The sequence below is a fragment of the Serratia sp. S4 genome, from assembly GCF_000347995.1.
GTDB classification, from domain to species: domain Bacteria; phylum Pseudomonadota; class Gammaproteobacteria; order Enterobacterales; family Enterobacteriaceae; genus Serratia; species Serratia quinivorans.
The window spans coordinates 2,372,472-2,396,295 of record NZ_KB661120.1 but is presented as its reverse complement, the minus strand read 5'-3'; the positions used below and the strand labels follow the sequence as shown (position 1 = coordinate 2,396,295).

The following is a 23,824-nucleotide window of genomic DNA, read 5'->3' as shown; positions in this document are numbered from 1 at the left end:
CTATTCAAAGATCACCCCGGCAATGCAGCAAATTCATAAGGAACTGATATGGGAATCTTTAATTATCAAGGGCTGGACGAGGAAAAGTCCAAGGCGTTATTCACTGACGCCCTGGCGATTTCCACCTATGCCTATCACAATATCGATAACGGCTTCGATGAGGGCTACCACAATACCGGTTTTGGGCTGGGCTTGCCCTTCACGCTGGTGACGGCGTTAATTGGTAGCACGCAATCACAGGGTGGGTTACCCGGTATTCCCTGGAACCCCGACTCGGAAAAGGCGGCGCTGACGGCGGTAAATGACGCCGGTTGGTCATTGATAGGGGCCGACCAATTGGGTTATGGCGGTAAAACCGACGCGCGTGGTACCTATTACGGTGAAACGCTGGGTTATACCACCGCGCAAGCCGAAGTATTGGGTAAATATGACAGCGAAGGTAATCTCACCTCCATTGGTATTGCTTTTCGTGGCACCAGCGGCCCACGCGAATCCCTGATTACCGATAGCATTGGAGATTTGATTAATGACCTGCTGGCCGGTTTTGGCCCTGCCGGTTATGCCGATAATTACAGCCTGAAGGCCTTTGGTACCCTGCTGGGGGATGTCGCCAAATTCGCCCAGGCACACGGGCTGAGCGGCGATGACGTGACCATCAGCGGCCACAGTCTCGGCGGCCTGGCGGTAAATAGCATGGCGGCGCTCAGCGACGACAATTGGGGCGGCTTCTATGCGCAATCAAGCTATGTGGCTTTCGCCTCGCCAACGCAATACGAGACCGGCGGCAAGGTGATTAATATCGGCTATGAAAATGACCCGGTATTTCGTGCGCTGGACGGCACCACGTTAACCCCGGCAACTTTTGGCGTGCATGATGCGCCGCAGGAGTCCGCCACCAATAATATCGTTAATTTCAACGATCACTACGCCTCTGCCGCCTGGAATATTCTGCCCTTCTCAATCCTGAATATTCCAACCTGGCTATCCCATCTGCCATTCTTTTATCAGGACGGCTTGATGCGGGTGCTGAATTCAGAGTTTTATTCGCTGACCGGCAAAGACTCGACGGTGATTGTCTCCAACCTCTCGGATGTCACCCGCGGTACTACCTGGGTTGAAGATCTTAATCGCAATGCCGAAAAACACAGCGGCCCGACCTTTATTGTCGGCAGTGACAGCAATGATTTAATCAAGGGCGGCACCGGCAACGATTATCTTGAGGGGCGCGCCGGTAATGACACTTTCCGTGACAACGGTGGTTTCAATATAATTTCCGGCGGCGAAGGCAATAACACCCTGGATCTGCAGCAGGCATTGAAAAATAGCGAGGTCGCCTACGACGGCAATACGCTCTACCTGCGTGACGCCAAAGGCGGCATCACTCTGGCCGAGGATATTGGCACACTGCGCACTAAAGAAACCTCCTGGATAATCTTCAGCAAAGAGCTGGATCATCAGGTTACCAGCGCCGGATTAAAATCGAGCGAAGGGCTAAAAGCCTATGCTTCGTCGCTCAACGGCGGCGCGGGCGATGACAACCTGCAGGCGCGTGCCAATGATAAATGGCTGTTCGGCGACGATGGCAACGACACCCTGCTTGGCCATACCGGCGGCAATTTAACCTTCGTCGGCGGCGCCGGTAACGACGTCATACACAGTCAGGGCGGCAGCAACACCTTCCTGTTCAGTGGCGACTTTGGTCAGGACCAGATTTACGGCTATCAGGCGCAGGACAAACTGGTCTTTATGGGGACCGATGGCAGTAGCGAAGGCGGCAACTTCCGAGATTTCGTTTCTGAAGTGAACGACAATCTGGTGTTTAACTTTGGCAGCAATACGGTCACGCTGGTCGGACTGGGGCTTAACAGTCTGTCGGACGGCCAGGTGGTGCTGGCCTGATGCCCTGAAGAATCAAAAAGTAAAACCGGGCAGTCACCGCTGCCCGGCTTCTTATGGTTATAGCGATTTAAGGTACGTCGTAACCCAGGGCCGCCTTGCGAATACGGAACCACTGCTGACGACTCAACGTCAACTGCTGTGCCTGCAGCGCCGAACGCACGCGCTCAATCTTGCCGGAGCCAATAATCGGCAGAGGAGACGACGGCAAACGCATCACCCAGGCGTACACCACCTGTTCGATAGACTCGGCGCCAATCTCCAGCGCCACCGCCTGCAGCTCATCGCGCAGTGGCTGGAATTCGGCGTCGCTGAACAGACGGCCGCCACCCAAACAAGACCAGGCCATCGGCTTGATGCGCAATTGCTGGCACTGATCCAGCGTGCCATCCAGAATAGCCGGCTGATGGATCGGCGAAATCTCCAGTTGATTGGTCACCAGTGAGAACGGCAGACGCGACTGCAACAGCGTGAACTGCGTCGTGGTGAAGTTGGATACGCCGAAATGGCGTACCTTGCCGCTTTTATGCAGCGCCACAAAGGCTTCGGCCACCTCATCGGCATCCATTAACGGATCCGGACGGTGGATCAGCAGCAGATCGAGGTAATCGGTATGCAGATGCTCCAGTGAGCGTTCCGCACTGTTAACGATATGCTCACGGTCAGTAATGTAGTGGCCAATCGGGTTACCCGGTTTGGCGGTGGTGGCGATACCGCATTTGGACACCAGTTCCATCGACTGGCGCAGTGAAGGCTGCAGGCGCATCGCTTCACCAAAGGCTTGTTCGCAGGCATAGCCGCCGTAAATGTCCGCATGGTCAGCGGTAGTGACACCCAGCTCAATATGCTGCTCAATAAACGCCAGCAACTGCTGTGGTGACATGCCCCACTCCATCAAACGCCAGTATCCGCAAATCATGCGGGAAAATTCAGGCCCCTGCGGCGCGAGTTGTACACGGTTTACCATTGTTGAAACCTCATGACATTGTTTAATGCCAGCATACACAAGCGGATAACTCGGTGGGAAGCGGAAAGCCGCGCTTACGTGCGGCAGATCAGAAATGACTTAGAACAACGAAGGTTGTTCCGGCAAGGGCTCATCCGGCTGTTTACTGGCTCGCTGCAGGCGCAGCAAGCGTTGGTGGCACAGGCGCAGCACGTCGCGTTTTTGTGCATCGCTCATTTGCATCCAGCCAAAGCGTTCCTCGCGGCTGCGCAGGCAACCACGGCAAAAGCCGCGATCGTCGGCCTGACAAATGCCGCGACACGGGCTGGGGATATCAAAAAACTCGAGCTGCTGCGCCACACGTCCTCCTGCGTTCTCTTGCTAATTGAAGACGCCATCGGCGCCGCTGGCAAGTGACTTTTCGGCATGTCGGTGAAAATAGTCGCGTAAATAACGCAGCGCCTGACGATTTTTCTCCGGCATTGCCCGTTCTAGCGTCAGCGCGTGCAGCCGCAGCGGGGCCGGTCGCCATTCAGGCATCAGTTGGATCAGTTCACCTCGCTGCAATTCATCTTCTATTTCATACAGCGGTTGAATCGAGATCCCCAGACCGCTGCGGGTGAAGGCACGCATCACGGTCATGCTGTCGCTGACGATCTGCCCTTCCGCCAGACGTAATTTTAGCTGCTGACCGCCCTGATGATGCAAATCCAGATGCGCACCGCTAAAAGCGCCCGAGATCCAACGATGCTGCACCAGGTCCTGCGGCGTCTCGGGTACCCCGTACTGGCTAAGGTAGCGCGGAGCGGCACACAGCACCATTGGCCATTCGGCCAGCGGGTGGGCAATCATATTGGCATCGGCCAGTTGACGATTGACCCGCAGTGCAATGTCGATCCGTTGTTCGATCATGTCGACGATTCGATCGTCCGCCAACACCCGCAGAGTCAGTTTGGGATGCGCCTGCAGCAGCGGTGCCAACGCCTCTGCGAGCGGACGGCCGCCGATGCCAATGGTCGTAGCGATACGCAGCTCCCCCACCAGAGTGTCACGCAACTCGGCCAGCCGTTGTTCAGCCTGCTGCGCCTGAAACAGCATTGCCTCGCAGCCGGGGTGAAATGCCGCCCCTGCCTCGGTCAGCGCCAACCGTCGTGTAGAACGATGTAACAACGGCACACCGAGCGCTTTTTCCAACGAACGCATATGCTGGCTGACCGCCGATGGCGTCATGCCCAGCCGCCGGGCCGCCCCGGCAAAGGATCCTTCCGCCACCACGGTAGCGAAAACCGCCATTCGATTCAGTTTATCCACGATTATGAAGTTTTACTTACTCAAGAAAGCATGAATATGGCACTAATCAACCCTATTGTTAAGTACTACATTGTAGATACGTGCTCAGGTGAATCTGAGCTGATACACGACAGGAGCAAACAGATGAAAGTAGCCATTATTGGAGCAACAGGTTTTGTTGGCCGCCGCGTGGTGGATGAAGCGCTGAACCGCGGTTTGCAGGTCACGGCGATTGCACGTCAGCAAAAAGATTTGCCCGACAACGCAAACCTGACCATCGCTTTGGGCGACGTCGCCGACACCGAATGGCTGGCAAAACAGCTAACCGGTCAGGACGCGGTGATCAGCGCCTTTAATCCGGGTTGGGCGGAAGAAGATCTGTACGAGAAAACCACCAGGGGCTCCCAACAGATCCTGGACGCGGTGAAAAAATCCGGCGTCAAACGCCTGTTGGTGGTTGGCGGTGCCGGCAGCCTGGAAGTGGCTCCGGGCGTTGAACTGGTCGATACCCCGCAGTTCCCGGAAAATATCCGTCCGGGCGCTCAGGCCGTGCGTGATTTACGCAATAAATTGCGCAATGACTCTCAACTGGACTGGACCTATTTGTCTCCGGCGGCACTGCTGGAGCCCGGCAAGCGTACCGGTCAGTTCCGTCTGGGCACCACCAAACTGCTGATGAACGGCCAGGCCCCGGCGGGTATCTCCGTGGAAGACCTGTCGGTAGCGATTATCGATGAGATCGAAAAACCGCAGTTTATTAAAGCGCAATTTACCGCCGCCTATTAATCATTCTCGCCTTAATCCCCCGCGCCAGACCGCCCGGTCTGGCGTCTCTCAAGCTAAACCAAAATTAAACAACTCTGCCACCAAACTGAATCTCTAAGGTTTTCTTAAGTTTCATCCTGTAAATTTCAGCGCATTACACAATATCAGGATTCAGATTTGGCAATGTCGTTACGTCAACGCTTACAGTGCAACAGCCTGGGTTTTATCCTCGCCAGTGCCTTATTCTTCACTCTGTTCCAGAATGCGTTATTCCTTCATAAGGCCTGGTCGTATATCACCTTCGATAACCTCCACAGCGTGATTTTCGCCGCCACCATGCCGGTGGTGATTTTCTGTGCGCTGAATATTATCTTCAGCGTGCTGACCGTGCCGTTCTTACGCAAGCCACTGATGATTTTCTTCCTGCTCGGCAGCGCGGCCGCCAACTACTTTATGTTCAGTTACGGCGTGGTGATCGACGGCAATATGATGCAGAACGCCTTCGAAACCAATCCCCAGGAAGCAACGGCGTTGTTGACGCCGCGCATGGGTCTGTGGCTGTTCCTGCTGGGTATTCTGCCTGCGGTATTGGTTTGCTTTATCGAAATCCGTAAAACTCGCCCATGGTGGTACATGGTCGGGTTGCGTGCCGCTAACGTGATGCTCTCGGTAGTGGTGATCCTGATTATCGCCGCCCTGTTTTATAAGGATTACGCCTCGCTGATCCGCAATAACAAAAGCGTGGTGAAAATGCTGACGCCGTCGAACTTCGTTTCCGGCACCATCAAATTTACCCAGCAACGTTACTTCACCCGCAATTTGCCGCTGGTGAAAATCGGTGAAGATGCACGTAAAGGGCCAGTAATCACCGCACAGCAAAAGAAAACCCTGGTGATCCTGGTGGTTGGGGAAACGGCGCGTGCCGAGAACTTCTCATTGGGCGGCTATGAGCGTGAAACCAACCCACGTCTGAAGCAGGACAACGTGGTGTATTTTAAAAACGCCAGCTCCTGCGGCACCGAAACCGCGATCTCCGTGCCTTGCATGTTCTCCAACATGCCACGCAAGGATTATGACGCCACCCAGGCTACCCATCAGGAAGGCATGCTTGACGTACTGGCGCATGCCGGTGTCAATGTGTTGTGGCGTGAAAACGACGGCGGATGCAAAGGTGCCTGCGATCGCGTGCCACACGTTGACATGACCAAGCTAAAACTGCCGCAGGATTGCGACGGTGAAGTCTGCATGGATAACGTGCTGCTGTATAAACTGAACGACTATATCAACAGCCTGAAAGACGACGGCGTGATAGTGCTGCACCAGATGGGCAGCCACGGGCCGGCCTATTTCCGTCGCAGTACGCCAGAGTTCCAGAAGTTCTCACCCACCTGCAACAGTAATCAGATCCAGGATTGCAGCCACGAGCAGTTGGTGAATACCTATGACAACTCGCTGCTGTATACCGACGCCATGCTGGACGACACCATCAAGCTGTTGCAACAGCACAGCGACAAGTTCAACACCGCGCTGGTGTATCTATCTGACCACGGTGAATCGCTGGGCGAAAACGGTATGTATCTGCACGGTACCCCTTACGTGTTTGCGCCAAGCCAGCAGACCCATGTCCCCTTCCTGATGTGGATGTCTGCGGACTATGAGCGCAACTTCAAGGTTGATCGCCAGTGCCTGAGTAACATGGCAGAGAAGGATGATATCTCGCAGGACAACCTGTTCCACACCATGCTCGGTATGCTGAACGTGCAAACCCGTGAATATCAACCGCAGCTCGATATTCTGCAACGCTGCCGGGGAGCCGCCTAAGGGCTTAACTTCCGCGCTTTATTCAGGCAAAGTATCACTCATCGTAACCGGCATTTTTATGCCGGTTTTTTTATTGTTATTGACCTAGACCAATCGGTCTATTATGCTGACAACCATTATGACTAAACATGCGCACTGCCCTACAGATACCCGTGAACATTTGCTCGCTACCGGCGAGACCCTCAGCCTGCGCCTCGGTTTTACCGGCATGGGACTGAGCGAACTGCTGAGCACGGCGGGCGTGCCAAAAGGCTCGTTCTACCACTACTTCCGGTCGAAGGAAGTGTTTGGCGAAGCGATGCTGCAGCGTTATTTCGAACACTATGATGCGGCAATGCAGCAGCTGTTTGCCGACGATAAAGGCGATGCACGCCACCAATTGTTAAGCTATTACGCTCAGGCGATCAGCTACCACTGCCGCAGCGAATGCCATAACGCCTGCCTGGCGGTGAAATTGTCTGCCGAGGTGAGCGACCTGTCGGAACCCATGCGTCATGCGCTGGAAACCGGCAGTGCCCGGGTGATTGGTCACCTGCAGGATACGATTGAACGCGGGATCCGCGAAGGTTCATTGTCGCTGGCCATGAGCCCGGCGGCCACGGCGGAAACGCTGTATTCCCTGTGGCTTGGCGCCTCTTTACGCGCCAAAATCCGCCACTCGGTCGCCCCGTTGACCAGCGCGCTGGAAAGTATTGAACTGTTGTTGCGTCCGGCGCAGAGCTAAAAAATACCCTGATTTATCATGAATTACCGCATTGGGCGGTTTTACATTCGTTACTAGTCGACCGGTCTATTAATATAGGATGCACTATGAAGATTGAAAAATTGTTCTCCCCGCTGAAGGTTGGCGCTGTAACCCTGCCGAACCGCGTGTTTATGGCCCCGCTGACGCGCCTGCGCAGCATTGAGCCTGGTGATATCCCGACGCCGCTGATGGGGGAATATTATGCCCAACGCGCCAGCGCGGGTCTGATTGTCACCGAAGCCACCCAGATTTCTTTCCAGGCGAAAGGTTATGCCGGCGCACCGGGGCTGCATACCCCAGAGCAGATTGCCGCGTGGAAAAAGATCACTCAGGCTGTGCATGACAAAAACGGCCATATCGCCGTTCAGCTGTGGCACGTGGGCCGTATTTCCCATAACAGCCTGCAGCCAGGCCAACAGGCTCCGGTTGCCCCTTCTGCGATCAATGCCGACACCCGTACTACCGTACGTGACGAAACCGGTGCCTGGGTACGAGTACCAACCTCTACCCCACGCGCCCTGGAAACTGAAGAGATCCCAGGCATCATTAACGATTTCCGCCAGGCGACTGCCAACGCCCGTGAGGCCGGTTTCGACTTTATCGAACTGCATGCGGCGCACGGCTATCTACTGCACCAGTTCATGGCTCCGGCATCTAACCAACGTACCGATCAGTACGGCGGCAGCATCGAAAACCGTACTCGCCTGACACTGGAAGTGGTTGACGCGAGCATCGCTGAATGGGGTTCAGAACACGTCGGTATCCGTATTTCACCGCTGGGCCCGTTCAACGGCCTGGATAATGGTGAAGATCAGGAAGACGCGGCGCTGTATCTGATTGAAGAGCTGAACAAGCGTAACATCGCTTTCCTGCACATTTCCGAACCCGACTGGGCCGGTGGCAAGCCTTATTCCGACGCCTTCCGTGATTCGGTACGCGCCCACTTTAAAGGGGTGATTGTCGGTGCCGGTGCCTATACCGCCGAGAAAGCAGAAGAGCTGATCAATAAAGGCTTTATCGATGCCGTGGCCTTTGGCCGTAGCTATATCGCCAACCCGGACCTGGTTGAGCGCTTCAAGCAGAGCGCTGAGCTGAACGAACCTAAACCGGAAACTTTCTACGGTGGTGGTGCTGAAGGTTATACCGACTACCCAACGCTGTAAGTAAAACAGCAAAGCCCGCCGGCATGCCAATGCCGGCGGGCTTTTTGCCATTTAGCGGGAAACCTGTCAGTTAACTCGCAGCCAACCTTGCCCAACGTTCCATTTCATTGGCGCCAAGATCCTTCATTATCGTGAGAAACCAAACGGTAAACTTTTCAGGATTGCGCGTTGTTTCATCCGTTAATTGCTGAATATCAGTCCACGACCAACTATGGGCCTCTTCAGGCGCCCCCTGCGGCTTGCCGTCAAATAAACCGACGTAGATATGATCGAATTCGTGCTCAATTAAATCGCCGGGTACCGCAGCCTGATAGGTAAAACTGGAAACTTGTTGTAGCTCAGTGCTGAACCCCATCTCTTCCTGCAGGCGGCGCTGAGCCGCGGCCAGCGTTGACTCACCCCAGCGCGGGTGGCCACAGCAACTGTTGGTCCATAGCCCGGCCGAGTGATACTTACTGAATGCCCGCTGTTGCAACAGCAGGCGGCCCTGGCTATCAAAGATAAAAATTGAAAATGCCCGGTGCAGTAACCCCTGTTGGTGTACCTGCGTTTTGCTTTGGGAGCCAATGGCATTATCATCAGCATCCACCAGAATTAGCATTTCATCCATTGATCGGCTCCTTCGGCAAACGCGATGTTCTCGTACTGAAAAAAGTCATATTAACCAGATCCAAATTTATAAATTAATCCCGCCCAATCCGGACGCAACAACGTTATCGTGACGCGCCATCCCTTGCAGTGGTTATAGTACCTATTTCCACCCGCCACACGGCGACAAAGTGTGCGGTTGTGTTACCCTGCCGAACTGATGAGTGACAACGTCACTGATGTAGTAATGCTCCCTGCCGTGGCATACATTGAAATCCCTTATGCGGCAACGCTATACTGGATTTGCTTCAATCCATCCGCCATTGGCAACGGCACATCCAATCAGAGGAATTATGCGCTTACTCCATACCATGATCCGCGTCGGTGACCTGCAACGCTCCATCGACTTCTATACCAAGGTATTAGGCATGCGCTTGCTGCGTACCAGCGAGAACCCGGAATACAAGTACTCACTGGCGTTTGTAGGCTATACCGATGAAAGCGAAGGTGCGGTGATTGAACTGACCTATAACTGGGGCACCGACAGCTACGAAATGGGCACCGCATTCGGCCACCTGGCACTGGGTGTGGATGATGTCGCCGCAACCTGTGACAGCATTCGTAATGCCGGCGGCAAGGTCACTCGCGAAGCCGGCCCGGTCAAGGGCGGCACCACGGTTATCGCCTTTGTTGAAGATCCGGACGGTTATAAAATCGAACTGATCGAAAACAAACACGCCGGCCACGGCCTCGGCCACTAAGGTCAACCAGGGGCGCTTACTGCGCCCTTGTTTTTCCCGCGTGATTACCGCCTGCAACCGGGCGCAAAATTTGCCATAATGCGCGCTGCATTCGATGAAGATAAGAAACTGATGGCCGAAAAAAGTGATCTTAACGCCCTGAGTGGCCGTTTTCGTGGGTTTTACCCCGTAGTAATAGATATAGAAACTGCCGGATTTAATGCCAAAACTGACGCGCTGCTGGAGATTGCCGCCGTTACGTTAAAAATGGATGAAGACGGCTGGTTGCAGCAGGACGAAACCCTGCATTTTCACGTGGAGCCTTTTGAAGGTGCCAACCTGCAACCCGAAGCGCTGGCTTTTAACGGCATAGATCCGAGTAATCCCCTGCGCGGTGCAGTCAGTGAATACGATGCACTGCACGCTATTTTTAAAGCGGTGCGCAAGGGCATTAAGGATCGCGGCTGTAACCGGGCGATAATTGTGGCGCATAACGCCAATTTTGATCACAGTTTCCTGATGGCTGCCGCCGAGCGTGCCAGCCTGAAACGCAATCCTTTCCATCCTTTCGCCACCTTTGACACCGCGGCGTTAAGCGGACTGGTGTTGGGGCAAACGGTACTGGCCAAAGCCTGCATTGCCGCCGATATTCCCTTCGATAGTGCCCAGGCCCATTCAGCGCTGTATGACACCGAGCAAACCGCTCAGCTGTTCTGCGAGCTGGTTAACCGCTGGAAACGCCTTGGCGGTTGGCCGCTGGCGGTCACAAATACCGACTAAGAAAAAAATCGGGCGGCCCAGTATTAGCTGGCACCGCCCGATGACTTCCAACAATAAAACCGAGCCGATTATGGCTGCTGGTCTTCCTGCTGTTTGTACTTCTCTGCCGTTTCTTTGATCAGCTGCTGCAATTCGCCGCGCTGATACATTTCCATGATGATATCACAGCCGCCGACCAGCTCACCGTCTACCCACAGCTGCGGGAAGGTCGGCCAGTTGGCGTATTTCGGCAACTCGGAACGGATGTCCGGGTTCTGCAGAATATCAACGTAAGCAAAGCGTTCGCCACAGGCAGACAGTGCCTGCACGGCTTGCGCCGAGAAACCGCAGTTTGGCAATTTCGGTGAACCTTTCATGTACAGCAGAATTGGGTTCTCAGTGATCTGGTGCTGAATTTTTTCAATCGTCGTCGTCATTATATTGCTTCCTCAAGCCAAATCTCATGGCTACAACATGCATCACACTGGCTATTGTAGCGGCTGGAACAGTTGCAAGAAAACGCCATCTTTTGCAAGGGCATTCCCCCGTTGTCAGTCGCGTCTCACCGGCAGGGCCTTTCCGGTCAAAACATATGTGCAGAATAACATTTTTAATCCGGCCATTTCACTAATATATTTCCTGTCAAAAAGTGCACCTTAATAAATTCCCTGGCGGCCATTGTTGGTTTTTTATACATCAACAGTTTGATTTTTCGGCAAAAAAAATGCTATTAACGTTTTCTCACAATATGGATTATCATTTATGAGTTCTTCGCTGTTTTATATGGCGAAATTCGGGAATACTGTCACTCATTCGATATCTGTTCCGGGGCCAAGGTTGGTAACGTCGACATGCGTTTAATTCTTACGCTTTTTGTGCTGTTGTTTACACAGCTATTCTTTAATCTGGCGCATGCAGCGCCACAGGCACGTGTTGCCGCTGAGCAGCGCAAGAGCCACGTAAACGAAGCCCGGCCGGATGACCGCAAGAAAAAGAAAGCGGTTAAGGCCAGCAGCAAAAAAGTAAAAGTCACTACTCCGCAGAAAACCGCCAAGGTCTCCAAAGCCAAAACAGAAAAAACCGCTAAAAAGATCGTTAGCGCAAAATCAAAAAACAAAACTCATAAAATAGCCAAAATTAAAGTGACCCCGCCGAAGAAGGGCTATAAAAAAGGCTATGGGCGCCATCGTGAAACCGGTATGGCAACCGCCAAATTGGTGGCTGACGAAAAACCACTGAAGCTCAGCCCTGCGCACAAAAAACGCTACCAGCATGCCAAGCAAACCGCGATGGCCAAGCTGATGGATCAAATGGGTAAACCTTATCGCTGGGGTGGCTCCTCGCCAAGAACCGGCTTTGACTGTAGCGGTCTGATTTATTACGCCTATAAAGACATCGTTAAAATTAAAATGCCGCGTACCGCCAACGAGATGTATCACCTGCGTGACGCAGCGCCGATCAAGAAGAGTGAGCTGGAAAGCGGCGATCTGGTGTTCTTCCGCATTAACAACCGCGGCGTGGCCGACCATGTGGGGGTTTATTTGGGTAACGGCAAATTCATTCAGTCCCCGCGTACCGGCGAAGAAATTCGCATCAGCCAGCTCGACAATGACTACTGGCAAAACCACTACATCGGCGCACGCCGGGTAGTCACGCCAAAAACCATTCGATAAACTCCCTTGCGGCTGGCGCTGTCCAGCCGCTCTCCCCTGATCGTTTCCCCAAACCTCGTAGTCATAGCCAATCCCTTGCCCGTTCCCCCTGTAATTCATCGCGAAAATTGCTAAGCTAAATACCCACAATAAAAACAGGCTAATCTAATACCCGTTGTTCCGACGGTAGACTGGCACTGTACAAGGAGAAAGCAATGTCGTTCGAACTTCCTGCATTACCTTATGAAAAAAACGCCCTCGAACCGCACATTTCCGCAGAAACTCTGGAATACCATTATGGCAAGCATCACAACGCCTACGTGGTGAACCTGAACAATCTGCTGAAAGGCAGCAAGTTTGAAGGGTTGTCCCTCGAAGAGATCGTTAAGGCCTCTGACGGCGGCATCTTCAATAATGCCGCTCAGGTATGGAACCACACTTTCTATTGGCACTGTCTGTCGCCACAGGGCGGCGGTGAGCCTGAAGGTAAACTGGCCGTGGCGATTAATCAGGCATTTGGTTCTTTCGCCGAATTTAAACAGCAATTCAGCGACGCCGCAGTGAAAAACTTTGGCGCAGGCTGGACCTGGCTGGTGAAGAAACCGGAGGGTTCGCTGGCGATTGTTAACACCTCGAACGCAGCGACACCGCTAACCGGTGATGATAAACCGCTGCTGACCGTCGACGTTTGGGAACACGCCTATTACATCGATTACCGCAACGCGCGACCTGCCTACCTGGAAAACTTCTGGGCACTGGTTAACTGGGCATTTGTGGAAAAGAACCTGGCGTAACGCGGGGAAAACAATCAGGCGCAGCGGGCTGCGCCTGTTTTAATTGAGGGGATCAGTTCAAAGCAGCGGTGAAGCTGAAAGCAATAATCACGGCCAGCGCACAAACGGTGGTGAACAGTGACATTTTCAGATCGGTATCCATTACAACTCCTTTTCAGATTGGGTTTCCCAAGGGTAAAAGGCACACAATTAATGCGTCAAACCATTTTCACACAGTTGAACAATAAAATCTTGTTATCATTTCCCGGTTTATTATACCGATTACCTCTTCCACTTTGGCTCAATATGGGACAAAATTCGCAGTTCACAACTGTGTACCGGCAAAATGCCCCTCCTGACCAAGCGCTGACGACTTCAACACACTAAAAACTCAGTTTTCGCTTCTTTGGAGAAGGATCTACGCAGGCAAACGATTAACATCACACTTACATACTGCAACATGTGAGTTCAGGAGTCATTCTTTACATGGCAACGATTAAAGATGTGGCCAAACGCGCTGGCGTTTCCACCACCACCGTTTCGCACGTCATCAATAAGACTCGTTTCGTCGCCGAAGAGACAAAAGCGGCCGTTGGCGCTGCGATTAAAGAGCTGCATTACTCACCCAGCGCCGTAGCGCGCAGCCTGAAGGTCAATCACACCAAATCGATTGGCCTGCTGGCCACCTCCAGCGAAGCCCCCTACTTTGCCGAAGTGATCGAGGCGGTAGAAAACAGCTGCTACAGCAAAGGCTATACGCTGATTTTGTGTAACTCGCACAACAATCTGGACAAACAGCAGGCCTATCTGGCGATGCTGGCGCAAAAGCGTGTCGATGGCCTGTTGGTGATGTGTTCGGAATATCCAGACCAATTGCTCGGCATGCTGGAAGACTACCGCAACATCCCAATGGTCGTGATGGACTGGGGCGCGGCCCGCGGTGATTTTACCGATAGCATCATTGATAACGCCTTCGCCGGCGGCTATCTGGCCGGGCGGTATCTGATTGAACGCGGTCACCGCGATATCGGTGCCATTCCAGGCCAACTGTCGCGCAATACCGGTGGCGGCCGCCATCAGGGCTTTTTAAAAGCCATGGAAGAAGCCAATATTGAAGTACGTGACGAGTGGATTGTTCAGGGTGACTTTGAGCCGGAATCCGGCTACAAGGCCATGCACCAGATCCTGTCGCAAAAACATCGCCCGACAGCGGTATTCTGCGGCGGCGACATCATGGCGATGGGCGCGATCTGCGCCGCCGACGAACTTGGGCTGCGGGTGCCACAAGACATTTCGGTGATTGGCTACGATAACGTGCGTAACGCCCGCTATTTCACCCCGGCACTGACCACCATTCATCAACCCAAAGAGCGTTTGGGTGAAATGGCGTTCACCATGTTGCTGGACCGTATTATCAGCAAGCGTGAAGAGTCGCAGGTGATTGAAGTGCATCCGAAACTGATTGAGCGCCGTTCGGTCGCTGACGGCCCATTCATCGATTACCGCCGCTAATTGCTAATGCCGGAGGCCGCTGTGGTTTCCGGCACCACTTCGCTTAGCCATTCCTGATTCAGCGTTTCACTGTCCCCCAGGTAATCCAATAGCCAGGCCATCGCCGGTGATGGCGTATTCTGCTGCCAGGTCAGACAACAGGGGCTGGCCGGAAACGGCTGCTGCAGCTGCAACGCTACCAGTTCCCCACGCTGCACCAATGGCAAGGCCTGATGCGCCGGCATCATGCCAACGCACAGGCCAGCACACAGACAATCCAGCGCCGAGGCCCAGTCCGGCACCACCAGCCGCCGTTGGTTGTCCAGTGTCCAGGTGACCCGCTTGGGCAGGTTGCGCGAGGTATCTTCCAGACACAGCGACGGGAAAGGCCGCAGTTGCTCATCTTTCAACAGGCCATCCATCACCGCCAGCGGATGCTGCGGACTGACCACGCACAGCCAGCGCATGTCGCCCATATCGCGAAAGGCAAACCCGCCGCCGACCGGCACCGCACGCGTCGCCCCAATCGCCATATCGGCACGGCCGTCCACCAGCGCATCCCAGACGCCGTTAAACACCTCAGGTTGAACCATCAGTTCTACGTCGGGGAAATGGCGATAGAAGTCCAGTACCAGTTGGCGGCAGCGCTGGGGTTTAACAATGATGTCTACCGCAATTTTCAGTTGGCCACGCCAACCGTTAGCCACTTGCTGACACTGGCGGCGGGTGTCGAGCATTTTTTTGATGACACTGCGTGCCTCCTGCACAAACACCACGCCGGCCGGGGTCAGTTCCACGTCACGATGACGCCGTTCAAACAGCGGAACCGCCAGCCATTGTTCCAATTGCCGCACGGTATAACTTACCGCCGAGGGCACTCTATGCAGCTCATGCGCCGCTGCGCTGAAGCTGCCGGTGCGGGCGACCGCATCTACCACATCGAGAGAATATTCAGACCACATAACCTTGCCTTCAATTTTTTTAACAGCACCTCGCAAATATTACCGTTTCACAAGCAGAGATCCAGCCGGATACACTTGCCGGCGCTAAAAACCTGCGACAATAAAATATTAATGAGAAATACCATGCGAAATTCCTTTGGTTTTATGTTCTATCTTGCCGGCCTGAGTATGCTGGGTTACCTGGCCACCGACATGTATCTGCCCGCCTTTGGCATAATGCAGCAAGACCTGCAAATTTCCGCCGGGGCGATCAGCGCCAGCCTGAGTATCTTCCTGGCCGGCTTCGCCTTTGCTCAATTGCTCTGGGGGCCACTTTCCGACCGCCTCGGCCGTAAACCGGTGTTGCTGATTGGCCTGGCGCTGTTTGCCCTGGGTTGCCTGGGCATGCTGTGGGTACAAAATGCCGTTCAACTGTGGTCACTGCGTTTCATCCAGGCCATTGGCGTCTGTTCCGCCGCCGTTACCTGGCAGGCACTGGTGATTGACCGCTACCGTGAAGGCAAGGCCAACCGGGTCTTCGCTACCATTATGCCGTTGGTGGCACTTTCACCAGCGCTGGCGCCGTTGGTCGGTGCCTGGCTGTTGAACCACATGGGTTGGCGTGCCATTTTTGCCGTGCTGCTGGGCATTACCATCATTCTCCTGCTGCCGACTCTGCTGTTGAAAGAAAACGCTAAACCCTTGCCTTCCGCAGAAAAGAAAAACAGCCTGACCTTCTGGCAACTGCTTAAATCCCCGGTGTTCAGCGGCAGCGTTACCATCTTTGCCGCCTGCTCAGCCGGCTTCTTCGCCTGGCTGACCGGTTCACCCTTTATTCTTGGCGATATGGGGTACAGCCCAAATGATATCGGCCTGAGCTATGTGCCGCAGACCCTGGCCTTCCTGTTAGGGGGTTATGGCTGCCGCACCGCGTTAAATCGCATTAATGGCAACACCTTACTGCCGTGGCTGCTGGTAGCTTATGGCATCAGCATGGTGGCGTTATATCTGGTTGCCACGCTGACCGAACCAACGCTCACCACGCTGCTGATCCCGTTCTGCGTGATGGCGCTGGTCAACGGTGCCAGCTACCCAATCGTAGTGGCGAATGCGTTAACCCCGTTCCCGGAAGGCACAGGCAAAGCCGCAGCGCTGCAAAACACCCTGCAGTTGGGGCTGTGTTTTGTCGCCAGCATGCTGGTATCGGCCTTTATCGAACAGCCGCTGTTGGCAACGGTGACGGTGATGGTTTCTACGGTAGTATTAGCCGCATTGGGCTATATGCTGCAACGGGGAAAAGTGATGGATGAACAGCAGGCGACGCGACAGGAACATGCTAACTCTGCGTCATAATTATATGTATTAATAATCACTTAAAGAATATTTTTGCCGAGTGCGATTTACAGTTGAGTAAGCGCCTCGGCAAGCCTATACTCAAAACGACCTTTTAAAATAACACTTTTATAATTTCTTTATCACAAATTGCTGTTGTGTACGCGTATGGCGTCACACTTTTTTAAGGATTGTCTTTCCAGCGTTTCTTGCGCAGGAACCTTCTTAAAATTTTCCTCTGTTCATAGTCGGATATCAGACGCCACGGGGCTTTTTACCGTAGGTAAACGTATGCACCCGCAGAATTTGTCTAAGCTATTTTTTGGCGGGTCATAAGTCAGAAGAAGGTGATGGAGAAGCTATGAGTTCATCGTGTATAGAAGATGTGAGCATCCAGGACAACCCATGGTACCGTATCGCTCATGAAATGCTCAGCATGGCCGGTATTGAAATAAACGGCTCACGCCCATTCGATATTCAGGTTAAAAACCCCAATTTTTTTAAACGCGTGCTGCAAGAAGGCTCTCTCGGCCTGGGTGAAAGTTATATGGACGGCTGGTGGGAATGTGAACGGCTGGATATATTCTTTCAACACGTGGTCCGTGCCGGTCTGGAAAAGAAACTCCCCCACCATCTTAAAGATACTTTGCGTATTGCCGCCGCGCGACTCACCAATTTGCAATCGAAGAAACGCGCCTGGATAGTCGGGAAAGAACATTACGATCTGGGGAACGATCTGTTTACGCAGATGCTCGATCCGCATATGCAATATTCCTGCGCCTACTGGAAAGAAGCCACTACGCTGGAAGAAGCGCAAGAAGCCAAGCTGCGGATGATTTGCGAAAAGCTGCAGCTGCAGCCGGGTATGAACCTGCTGGATATTGGCTGCGGCTGGGGCGGACTTTCCGCCTATGCGGCGAAAAATTATGGTGTTTCGGTGGTGGGCGTGACCATTTCCGCCGAACAGCAAAAACTGGCGCAGGAGCACTGTGCCGGGCTGGATGTCGAAATCCGCTTGCAAGACTACCGCGATTTACACCTGCAGTTTGACCGTATTGTTTCAGTCGGCATGTTCGAGCACGTCGGTCCGAAAAATTACCACACCTACTTTAAAGTGGTGGAACGTAATTTAAAACCGGACGGTCTGTTCCTGCTGCACACCATTGGCTCGAATCGGACAGATATGAATGTTGACCCGTGGATCAACAAATATATCTTCCCGAATGGCTGCCTGCCGTCGGTCTCGCATATTGCCCAGGCCAGTGAGGGGCATTTCGTGATGGAAGATTGGCATAATATTGGCGCCGATTACGATCGCACCCTAATGGCCTGGTATGAACGTTTCAAACAGGCGTGGCCACAGCTTGCCCAGCGTTATTCCGATCGTTTCGAACGCATGTTCAGTTATTATCTGAACGCCTGTGCCGGCGCCTTTCGCGCACGTGATATTCAACTATGGCAAGTGGTATTCAGCCCGAAAGGGGTTGAAGGTGGTATTCGCGTAACGCGATAATCGCGACGCCACGCAATAAAAGAACCCCGGCTAGCTTGCACTGACCGGGGTTCTTTTTATGTATTGACCAACGCGGGTATATCAGCCGCAATACACGCGGATGATCTTATCATCGCTGTCACCGAGGAAGTTCAGGCGACGCAGGTTAAAGTCCATCGTGACCGCAGAGTTATACGGAATAGCGCGCACTTGCGACTCAATCTGCACGCCTTCCAGCGCTGACATCGGTTTACCGACATAGCTCTGATATTGCGCCGCGCCACAGGTATCATTCTCTGTATCCACTGCGGTATTGGCCGCGCCCTGCTCAGGCGAGCTGCTACAAGCACTCAGCGCCAGCAGCGCCGTTAACATCAACGTTTTCCCATAAAACTTCACGCGATTGCTCCTCTCTGGTTTGTCGTTCGTCAGATCTTCTGCGCCAGCGCACTCGCCGCCGCCATTGCCGCTTCACGGCTCGCCAACACCCGCTCGACAGTGTCAACCACCGCCTGCGTTTGTGGATCGATCTCAATATTCACCTTATCACCCAGACGTTTTTTACCCAGCGTGGTGCGCTCCAGGGTTTCCGGGATCAGATGTACGCAAAAACGGTTATTGACTACCTCACCGATAGTCAGACTAATACCATCGATGCCAATGAAACCTTTGTGCAGAACGTATTTCATCAGTTCCGCATCCGGCATGCGCAACCACACCTGACGATTATTCTCAGAGGTATAAATCTTGGCCACCTCTGCCGTGCAGATAATATGGCCGGACATCAGGTGACCGCCAATTTCATCATTAAATTTGGCCGCTCTTTCGATGTTGACCACGTCACCCAATGCCAGCTCACCGAGGTTGGTCAGGCGCAGCGTTTCTTTGATCAAATCAAAACTGACGCGGTTGCCCTCTACCGCCGTGACGGTCAGACAGCAACCGTTATGAGATACCGACGCGCCAAGCTCCAGCCCGGGCAGCAGTTCAGTGGGCATCTCGATGACATGAGTACGGAAGTTGGATTTTTCATCAATGGCGACCAGCGGCGCGGTGCCTTGTACGATACCGGTGAACATGTGGGCCTCTTCTTTCTAAAAATGTTTAAAGCGCTTGGGGCAGTTTGCCCCAGTTGACGAGGAAAACCAAACCCGAGGCGACAAAAAATCTGCGGCTGCGCATTTAATAACTATTTCATCACAGCATTTGCTTAACCACGCCGAGCGGGTACAATCTTTTTGAGAAAATTCCGCTATTTTTAATTGTTGTCCTTTCACGACGACCCTTCCCTCCATCATAAATAAATAGAAAAGGTGTATGCGTGCAGAAGTACTTAATTGAAGCGCGTAGCTTATTGGCCCTCGCAATCCCGGTGATCATCGCGCAAATATCACAAACCGCAATGGGTGTGGTTGATACCATTATGGCCGGTGCCTACAGCGCCACAGATATGGCGGCGGTTGCCGTTGGTACCTCAATCTGGCTACCGGCTATCCTGTTTGGCCACGGCCTGCTGCTGGCGTTAACGCCGGTGATTGCACAGCTGAACGGCGCCGGCCGACGCGATCGCATCGCTCATCAGGTCCGTCAGGGCTTTTGGCTGGCGGCCGCCGTCTCACTGCTGGTGATTATCGTGCTGTATAACAGCAAGTTTGTCATCGACATGATGCACAACATCGACCCGCAGTTGGCGGATAAAGCGGTGGGCTATCTGCATGCCATTATGTGGGGCGCGCCGGGTTATCTGTTCTTCCAGGTGCTGCGTGGCCAATGCGAAGGCCTGTCGAAAACCAAACCGGGTATGGTGATTGGTTTTCTCGGCCTGCTGGTAAATATCCCGATTAACTATATTTTCATCTACGGTAAATTCGGCATGCCGGAACTGGGCGGCGTCGGTTGCGGCGTGGCAACCGGCAGCGTCTACTGGTTTATGTTCCTGGCGATGCGCTGGTACGTGAAACATGCCCCATCACAGCGTGACATTCTGCCACAGGAAGGCAGCAGCATGCGGCCGGACTGGGCGGCGATGAAACGCCTGTTCGGCATTGGCCTGCCGGTGGCACTGGCGTTGTTCTTTGAAGTCACGCTGTTCGCCGTCGTCGCCCTGCTGGTTTCGCCACTGGGCATTGTTTCCGTAGCCGGGCACCAGATTGCACTTAACTTCAGCGCACTGATGTTTGTGTTGCCATTGTCACTGGGCGTCAGCGCCACTATCCGCGTCGGCTATAGATTGGGCGAAGGCTCGGTCGAAGGCGCGCGGGTTGCCGCTTATTCGGCTATCGGCGTCGGTATTCTGATGGCCTGCTGCACCGCGTTGTTCACCGCCACCTTCCGCGAGCCAATCGCCCTGCTGTACAACGACAGCCCGGCGGTAGTTGCCATGGCATCGCAGCTGATGCTGCTGGCGGCGATTTACCAGATCTCCGATTCCATTCAGGTGATTGGCAGCGGTGTCCTGCGCGGTTATAAAGATACCCGTTCAATCTTCTTCATCACCTTTATCGCCTATTGGATCCTGGGGCTGCCGAGCGGTTATGTGCTGGCGCTGACCGATATTCTGGTACCGGCGATGGGGCCAAGCGGATTCTGGATTGGCTTTATCATTGGCCTGACCTTCGCCGCCATCATGATGGCCATGCGCATGCGCTGGCTGCAAAAACAACCGGCGGCGCTGATCCTGCAGCGCTCCACCCGCTAAGCGTCGCTGCCGGCCGGTAAGTTAAACCGGTCGACAGCTTACGCACCATTGTTTGCAGAAAAAACCACCGCACTGCACACAAGCGCAGCAATCGCGTGAAATACCGGATAAAATTACGTTTTTCTCCTTGCCAGCACGCAGGTTGCTCGTTAATATTCGTCCCCGCTGTCAGCCATGACAGACAGGAAAAGATGCGTCCGTAGCTCAGTTGGTTAGAGCACCACCTTGACATGGTGGGGGTCGGTGGTTCGAGTCCACTCGGACGCACCAAATTCCTAAAAGCAGTACAGTGCGTCCGTAGCTCAGTTGGTTAGAGCACCACCTTGACATGGTGGGGGTCGGTGGTTCGAGTCCACTCGGACGCACCAAATATCTAAAAGCAGTGCAGTGCGTCCGTAGCTCAGTTGGTTAGAGCACCACCTTGACATGGTGGGGGTCGGTGGTTCGAGTCCACTCGGACGCACCAAATCATTGTTTCCTCAGTTTCACCCTATCGACTCGCGTTCCCTCTACCGTTAACTCGCCAGTACGATCCCGTAGCTTTGCTCCTGTCACCGCAAGCCGTATCAGGTATCATCAAGGCGAATACCTTATCAGGACCGAATCCATGCTGACATTTACTGCCCAGACCCCATTCGAGAAACTCGACAACGGCCTCATTCGCCGGCAAGGCATCATGAGCAACGGCGCCCGTGCCACCGAAGTGAAATTCGACGCCGGTACCTTTGGCCAGTTGCAAAAGCGCGATGTCTCTTTGCAAACGCAGGTGGTTTCCGGTGAGTTTGAATTCACTCTGGGCAATGACATTCAGGTGGTGGTAGCCGGGGAAAGCATCGTTATTCCTGCCAACACCGCCAGCGGCTGTTTCTGTCTGACTGCAGGTACCCTGTGGGAAATCATTACCACAGGCTGATCGACAATAGTCTCACCAATGAAGTGGTTATTTGCGCAACAAACACCGGCTAAGGGTTTGCATTTGCGCCATATTTACTGCTGATTTGACGGAACCGAGGTTTTGCATCGGTTTTTTATTTTGTTTCCCGCCGCTTAGCCTTTATAATGCGCAACGTCTTTCAGTTGAATGGTTTCAGCCCTTGATCTGCGAAAACGCAATAACAACACATTTTCATCTCATCACGTTGCGCAGCATCCCCGCATCCCGGCGCGGGCTGAATTTTTCCGCCCCATTTCGACTCTGGTCACCTATCCTTAACTGTGTTTTGCACCACCAGGCACGACTCAAATCCCTTATCAGTGGCCTGACCGCTGGTTTTATTCGTTTTATTATCCATCACAACTTGTAGAAAACTCCGTCATGAAAAAGACCAAAATTGTTTGTACCATCGGTCCAAAAACCGAATCGGAAGAAATGCTGACCAACCTGCTGAATGCAGGCATGAACGTAATGCGCCTTAACTTCTCCCACGGCGATTATGAAGAGCACGGCAACCGCATCAAGAACATGCGTGCCGTGATGGCGAAAACCGGTCAGAACGCCGGCATCCTGTTGGATACCAAAGGCCCGGAAATTCGCACCATGAAACTGGAAGGCGGCAAAGACGCGGCGCTGGTTGCCGGTCAGACCTTCACTTTCACCACCGATCAGAGCGTTATCGGCAACAACGAACGCGTTGCGGTAACCTACGCCGGCTTTAGCGCTGACCTGAAAATCGGCAACACCGTATTGGTGGATGACGGCTTGATCGGCATGGAAGTCACCAACGTGACTGAAAGCGAAGTGATCTGTAAGGTGCTGAACAGCGGCGACCTGGGCGAAAACAAAGGCGTTAACCTGCCGGGCGTTTCCATCCAACTGCCAGCACTGGCCGAAAAAGACAAACGCGACCTGATTTTCGGCTGCGAACAGGGCGTGGACTTCGTTGCCGCGTCCTTCATCCGCAAGCGTTCTGACGTTTTGGAAATTCGTGAGCACCTGAAAGCGCACGGCGGCTCGCAGATCCAAATCATCTCCAAAATCGAAAACCAGGAAGGCCTGAACAACTTCGACGAAATCCTCGAAGCTTCTGACGGCATCATGGTTGCTCGTGGCGATCTGGGCGTTGAAATCCCGGTAGAAGAAGTTATCTTCGCTCAGAAGATGATGATTGAAAAATGTAACCGTGCACGCAAAGTGGTGATCACCGCCACCCAAATGCTCGATTCCATGATCAAGAACCCACGCCCTACCCGTGCAGAAGCCGGCGACGTAGCTAACGCCATTTTGGACGGTACCGACGCCGTGATGCTGTCTGGTGAGAGCGCCAAGGGCAAGTACCCACTGGAAGCCGTTACCATCATGGCGACCATCTGTGAGCGTACCGATCGCGTGATGCCAAGCCGTATCGACAGCCTGCATGACAACCGTAAGCTGCGCATCACCGAAGCCGTATGCCGCGGTGCCGTTGAAACCGCAGAGAAACTGGATGCACCACTGATCGTGGTTGCCACCAGCGGCGGTAAGTCAGCCAAATCCGTGCGTAAATACTTCCCTAACGCCGTGATCCTGGCGCTGACTACCAACGAAACCACCGCTCATCAGCTTATTCTGACCAAGGGCGTGATCCCACAGATGGTCAAGGAAATTGCCTCTACCGACGACTTCTATCGCATCGGTAAAGAAGCGGCATTGGCCAGCGGTTTGGCTCAAAAAGGCGACGTTGTAGTGATGGTTTCTGGTGCACTGGTACCAAGCGGCACTACCAATACTGCCTCGGTGCACGTGCTCTAATATA

Annotated in this window: 24 protein-coding genes and 3 tRNA genes; 18 read left to right on the top strand and 9 right to left on the bottom strand. The window is 53.6% G+C overall.

All coding sequences use genetic code 11. From position 1 onward, the window contains the following. Window positions 1-48: 48 nt before the first annotated feature. The gene (locus SERS4_RS0112060) at window positions 49-1,899 is read left to right on the top strand and encodes a polyurethanase A (protein WP_017892670.1); all 1,851 of its coding nucleotides are present in this window, start codon (window positions 49-51) and stop codon (window positions 1,897-1,899) included. 67 nt (window positions 1,900-1,966) lie between these two features. Here the strand turns inward: SERS4_RS0112060 and SERS4_RS0112055 are convergent, their stop codons facing one another. The 3 genes from SERS4_RS0112055 to SERS4_RS0112045 all read right to left on the bottom strand — a co-directional run bounded on the left by SERS4_RS0112055 (window position 1,967) and on the right by SERS4_RS0112045 (window position 4,153). Next, on the bottom strand, window positions 1,967-2,863 hold the full coding sequence (locus tag SERS4_RS0112055; RefSeq protein ID WP_026142352.1) for an aldo/keto reductase family oxidoreductase: 897 nt from the start codon (window positions 2,861-2,863) through the stop codon (window positions 1,967-1,969). 99 nt (window positions 2,864-2,962) lie between these two features. Beyond that, on the bottom strand, window positions 2,963-3,202 hold the full coding sequence (locus tag SERS4_RS0112050; RefSeq protein ID WP_012144938.1) for a DUF1289 domain-containing protein: 240 nt from the start codon (window positions 3,200-3,202) through the stop codon (window positions 2,963-2,965). Between the two features lie 21 nt (window positions 3,203-3,223). Then, complete coding sequence (locus SERS4_RS0112045; protein WP_216594076.1) at window positions 3,224-4,153, bottom strand: LysR substrate-binding domain-containing protein; 930 nt, start codon at window positions 4,151-4,153, stop codon at window positions 3,224-3,226. A 123-nt stretch (window positions 4,154-4,276) separates the two neighbouring features. On the opposite strand from SERS4_RS0112045, the gene SERS4_RS0112040 reads away from it, so the two are divergent. From SERS4_RS0112040 to SERS4_RS0112025, 4 genes are all read left to right on the top strand, one after another. Further along, window positions 4,277-4,918 (top strand): NAD(P)-dependent oxidoreductase, encoded by a 642-nt coding sequence (locus SERS4_RS0112040; RefSeq protein ID WP_017892667.1) that lies wholly within the window; start codon window positions 4,277-4,279, stop codon window positions 4,916-4,918. 162 nt (window positions 4,919-5,080) lie between these two features. Continuing rightward, a complete protein-coding gene (gene eptA, locus SERS4_RS0112035) occupies window positions 5,081-6,718 on the top strand; it encodes a phosphoethanolamine transferase EptA (RefSeq protein ID WP_017892666.1) in 1,638 nt (545 codons plus the stop codon). A gap of 103 nt (window positions 6,719-6,821) precedes the next feature. Continuing rightward, complete coding sequence (locus SERS4_RS0112030) at window positions 6,822-7,442, top strand: TetR/AcrR family transcriptional regulator (protein ID WP_026142351.1); 621 nt, start codon at window positions 6,822-6,824, stop codon at window positions 7,440-7,442. A gap of 86 nt (window positions 7,443-7,528) precedes the next feature. Continuing rightward, entirely contained in the window at window positions 7,529-8,626 is a 1,098-nt protein-coding gene (locus tag SERS4_RS0112025; protein WP_017892664.1) for an alkene reductase, read from the top strand. Between the two features lie 70 nt (window positions 8,627-8,696). Here the strand turns inward: SERS4_RS0112025 and idi are convergent, their stop codons facing one another. Continuing rightward, window positions 8,697-9,236: an isopentenyl-diphosphate Delta-isomerase gene (idi, locus tag SERS4_RS0112020; protein ID WP_017892663.1), complete on the bottom strand. Its 540-nt coding sequence runs from the start codon at window positions 9,234-9,236 to the stop codon at window positions 8,697-8,699. Window positions 9,237-9,567: 331 nt separating this feature from the next. Here idi and gloA point away from each other — a divergent pair, with 331 nt between their 5' ends. Next, entirely contained in the window at window positions 9,568-9,975 is a 408-nt protein-coding gene (gene gloA / locus SERS4_RS0112015; protein ID WP_012144931.1) for a lactoylglutathione lyase, read from the top strand. Between the two features lie 78 nt (window positions 9,976-10,053). Continuing rightward, window positions 10,054-10,734, top strand: a complete 681-nt coding sequence (gene rnt / locus SERS4_RS0112010) for a ribonuclease T (RefSeq protein ID WP_012144930.1) — start codon at window positions 10,054-10,056, stop codon at window positions 10,732-10,734. A 68-nt stretch (window positions 10,735-10,802) separates the two neighbouring features. Here the strand turns inward: rnt and SERS4_RS0112005 are convergent, their stop codons facing one another. After that, window positions 10,803-11,150, bottom strand: coding sequence for a Grx4 family monothiol glutaredoxin (locus SERS4_RS0112005; protein ID WP_012144929.1), 348 nt, complete (start codon window positions 11,148-11,150; stop codon window positions 10,803-10,805). Between the two features lie 414 nt (window positions 11,151-11,564). On the opposite strand from SERS4_RS0112005, the gene SERS4_RS0112000 reads away from it, so the two are divergent. Both SERS4_RS0112000 and sodB read left to right on the top strand, forming a co-directional pair. Next, window positions 11,565-12,386: a C40 family peptidase gene (locus SERS4_RS0112000; protein ID WP_012144928.1), complete on the top strand. Its 822-nt coding sequence runs from the start codon at window positions 11,565-11,567 to the stop codon at window positions 12,384-12,386. Between the two features lie 194 nt (window positions 12,387-12,580). After that, window positions 12,581-13,159: a superoxide dismutase [Fe] gene (gene sodB, locus SERS4_RS0111995; protein ID WP_012144927.1), complete on the top strand. Its 579-nt coding sequence runs from the start codon at window positions 12,581-12,583 to the stop codon at window positions 13,157-13,159. A 52-nt stretch (window positions 13,160-13,211) separates the two neighbouring features. On the opposite strand, the gene SERS4_RS26985 is transcribed toward sodB, so the two are convergent. Next, the gene (locus SERS4_RS26985; protein ID WP_004943739.1) at window positions 13,212-13,301 is read right to left on the bottom strand and encodes a YnhF family membrane protein; all 90 of its coding nucleotides are present in this window, start codon (window positions 13,299-13,301) and stop codon (window positions 13,212-13,214) included. Window positions 13,302-13,624: 323 nt separating this feature from the next. Between SERS4_RS26985 and purR the strand changes: the two genes are divergently transcribed. Continuing rightward, window positions 13,625-14,650: an HTH-type transcriptional repressor PurR gene (gene purR / locus SERS4_RS0111985; RefSeq protein ID WP_017892660.1), complete on the top strand. Its 1,026-nt coding sequence runs from the start codon at window positions 13,625-13,627 to the stop codon at window positions 14,648-14,650. On the opposite strand, the gene punR is transcribed toward purR, so the two are convergent. Then, complete coding sequence (gene punR, locus SERS4_RS0111980) at window positions 14,647-15,591, bottom strand: DNA-binding transcriptional activator PunR (protein WP_017892659.1); 945 nt, start codon at window positions 15,589-15,591, stop codon at window positions 14,647-14,649. The two genes, purR and punR, sit on opposite strands and share 4 nt — an antisense overlap. 123 nt (window positions 15,592-15,714) lie before the next feature. On the opposite strand from punR, the gene punC reads away from it, so the two are divergent. Further along, complete coding sequence (gene punC, locus SERS4_RS0111975; RefSeq protein ID WP_017892658.1) at window positions 15,715-16,923, top strand: purine nucleoside transporter PunC; 1,209 nt, start codon at window positions 15,715-15,717, stop codon at window positions 16,921-16,923. Window positions 16,924-17,263: 340 nt separating this feature from the next. Then, window positions 17,264-18,415 carry a cyclopropane fatty acyl phospholipid synthase gene (cfa, locus tag SERS4_RS0111970; RefSeq protein WP_012144923.1) on the top strand — a complete coding sequence of 384 codons (1,152 nt, stop codon included), beginning with the start codon at window positions 17,264-17,266 and terminating at the stop codon, window positions 18,413-18,415. Between the two features lie 81 nt (window positions 18,416-18,496). Here cfa and SERS4_RS0111965 read toward each other — a convergent pair whose 3' ends face one another. Both SERS4_RS0111965 and SERS4_RS0111960 read right to left on the bottom strand, forming a co-directional pair. Then, window positions 18,497-18,793 carry an I78 family peptidase inhibitor gene (locus SERS4_RS0111965; RefSeq protein ID WP_017892657.1) on the bottom strand — a complete coding sequence of 99 codons (297 nt, stop codon included), beginning with the start codon at window positions 18,791-18,793 and terminating at the stop codon, window positions 18,497-18,499. 29 nt (window positions 18,794-18,822) lie between these two features. Then, complete coding sequence (locus SERS4_RS0111960) at window positions 18,823-19,473, bottom strand: riboflavin synthase (protein ID WP_012144921.1); 651 nt, start codon at window positions 19,471-19,473, stop codon at window positions 18,823-18,825. Between the two features lie 242 nt (window positions 19,474-19,715). Between SERS4_RS0111960 and SERS4_RS0111955 the strand changes: the two genes are divergently transcribed. From SERS4_RS0111955 to pykF, 6 genes are all read left to right on the top strand, one after another. Next, a complete protein-coding gene (locus SERS4_RS0111955) occupies window positions 19,716-21,092 on the top strand; it encodes an MATE family efflux transporter (RefSeq protein ID WP_012144920.1) in 1,377 nt (458 codons plus the stop codon). Between the two features lie 193 nt (window positions 21,093-21,285). Then, window positions 21,286-21,362 (top strand) — tRNA-Val (locus tag SERS4_RS0111950). Between the two features lie 21 nt (window positions 21,363-21,383). Beyond that, window positions 21,384-21,460: transfer RNA gene (locus tag SERS4_RS0111945), tRNA-Val, on the top strand. A 21-nt stretch (window positions 21,461-21,481) separates the two neighbouring features. Continuing rightward, window positions 21,482-21,558: transfer RNA gene (locus SERS4_RS0111940), tRNA-Val, on the top strand. 141 nt (window positions 21,559-21,699) lie between these two features. Beyond that, window positions 21,700-22,005, top strand: a complete 306-nt coding sequence (locus tag SERS4_RS0111935; RefSeq protein ID WP_017892656.1) for a cupin — start codon at window positions 21,700-21,702, stop codon at window positions 22,003-22,005. Between the two features lie 402 nt (window positions 22,006-22,407). After that, a complete protein-coding gene (pykF, locus tag SERS4_RS0111930) occupies window positions 22,408-23,820 on the top strand; it encodes a pyruvate kinase PykF (protein ID WP_012144918.1) in 1,413 nt (470 codons plus the stop codon). The last annotated feature ends 4 nt before the right edge of the window (window positions 23,821-23,824 follow it).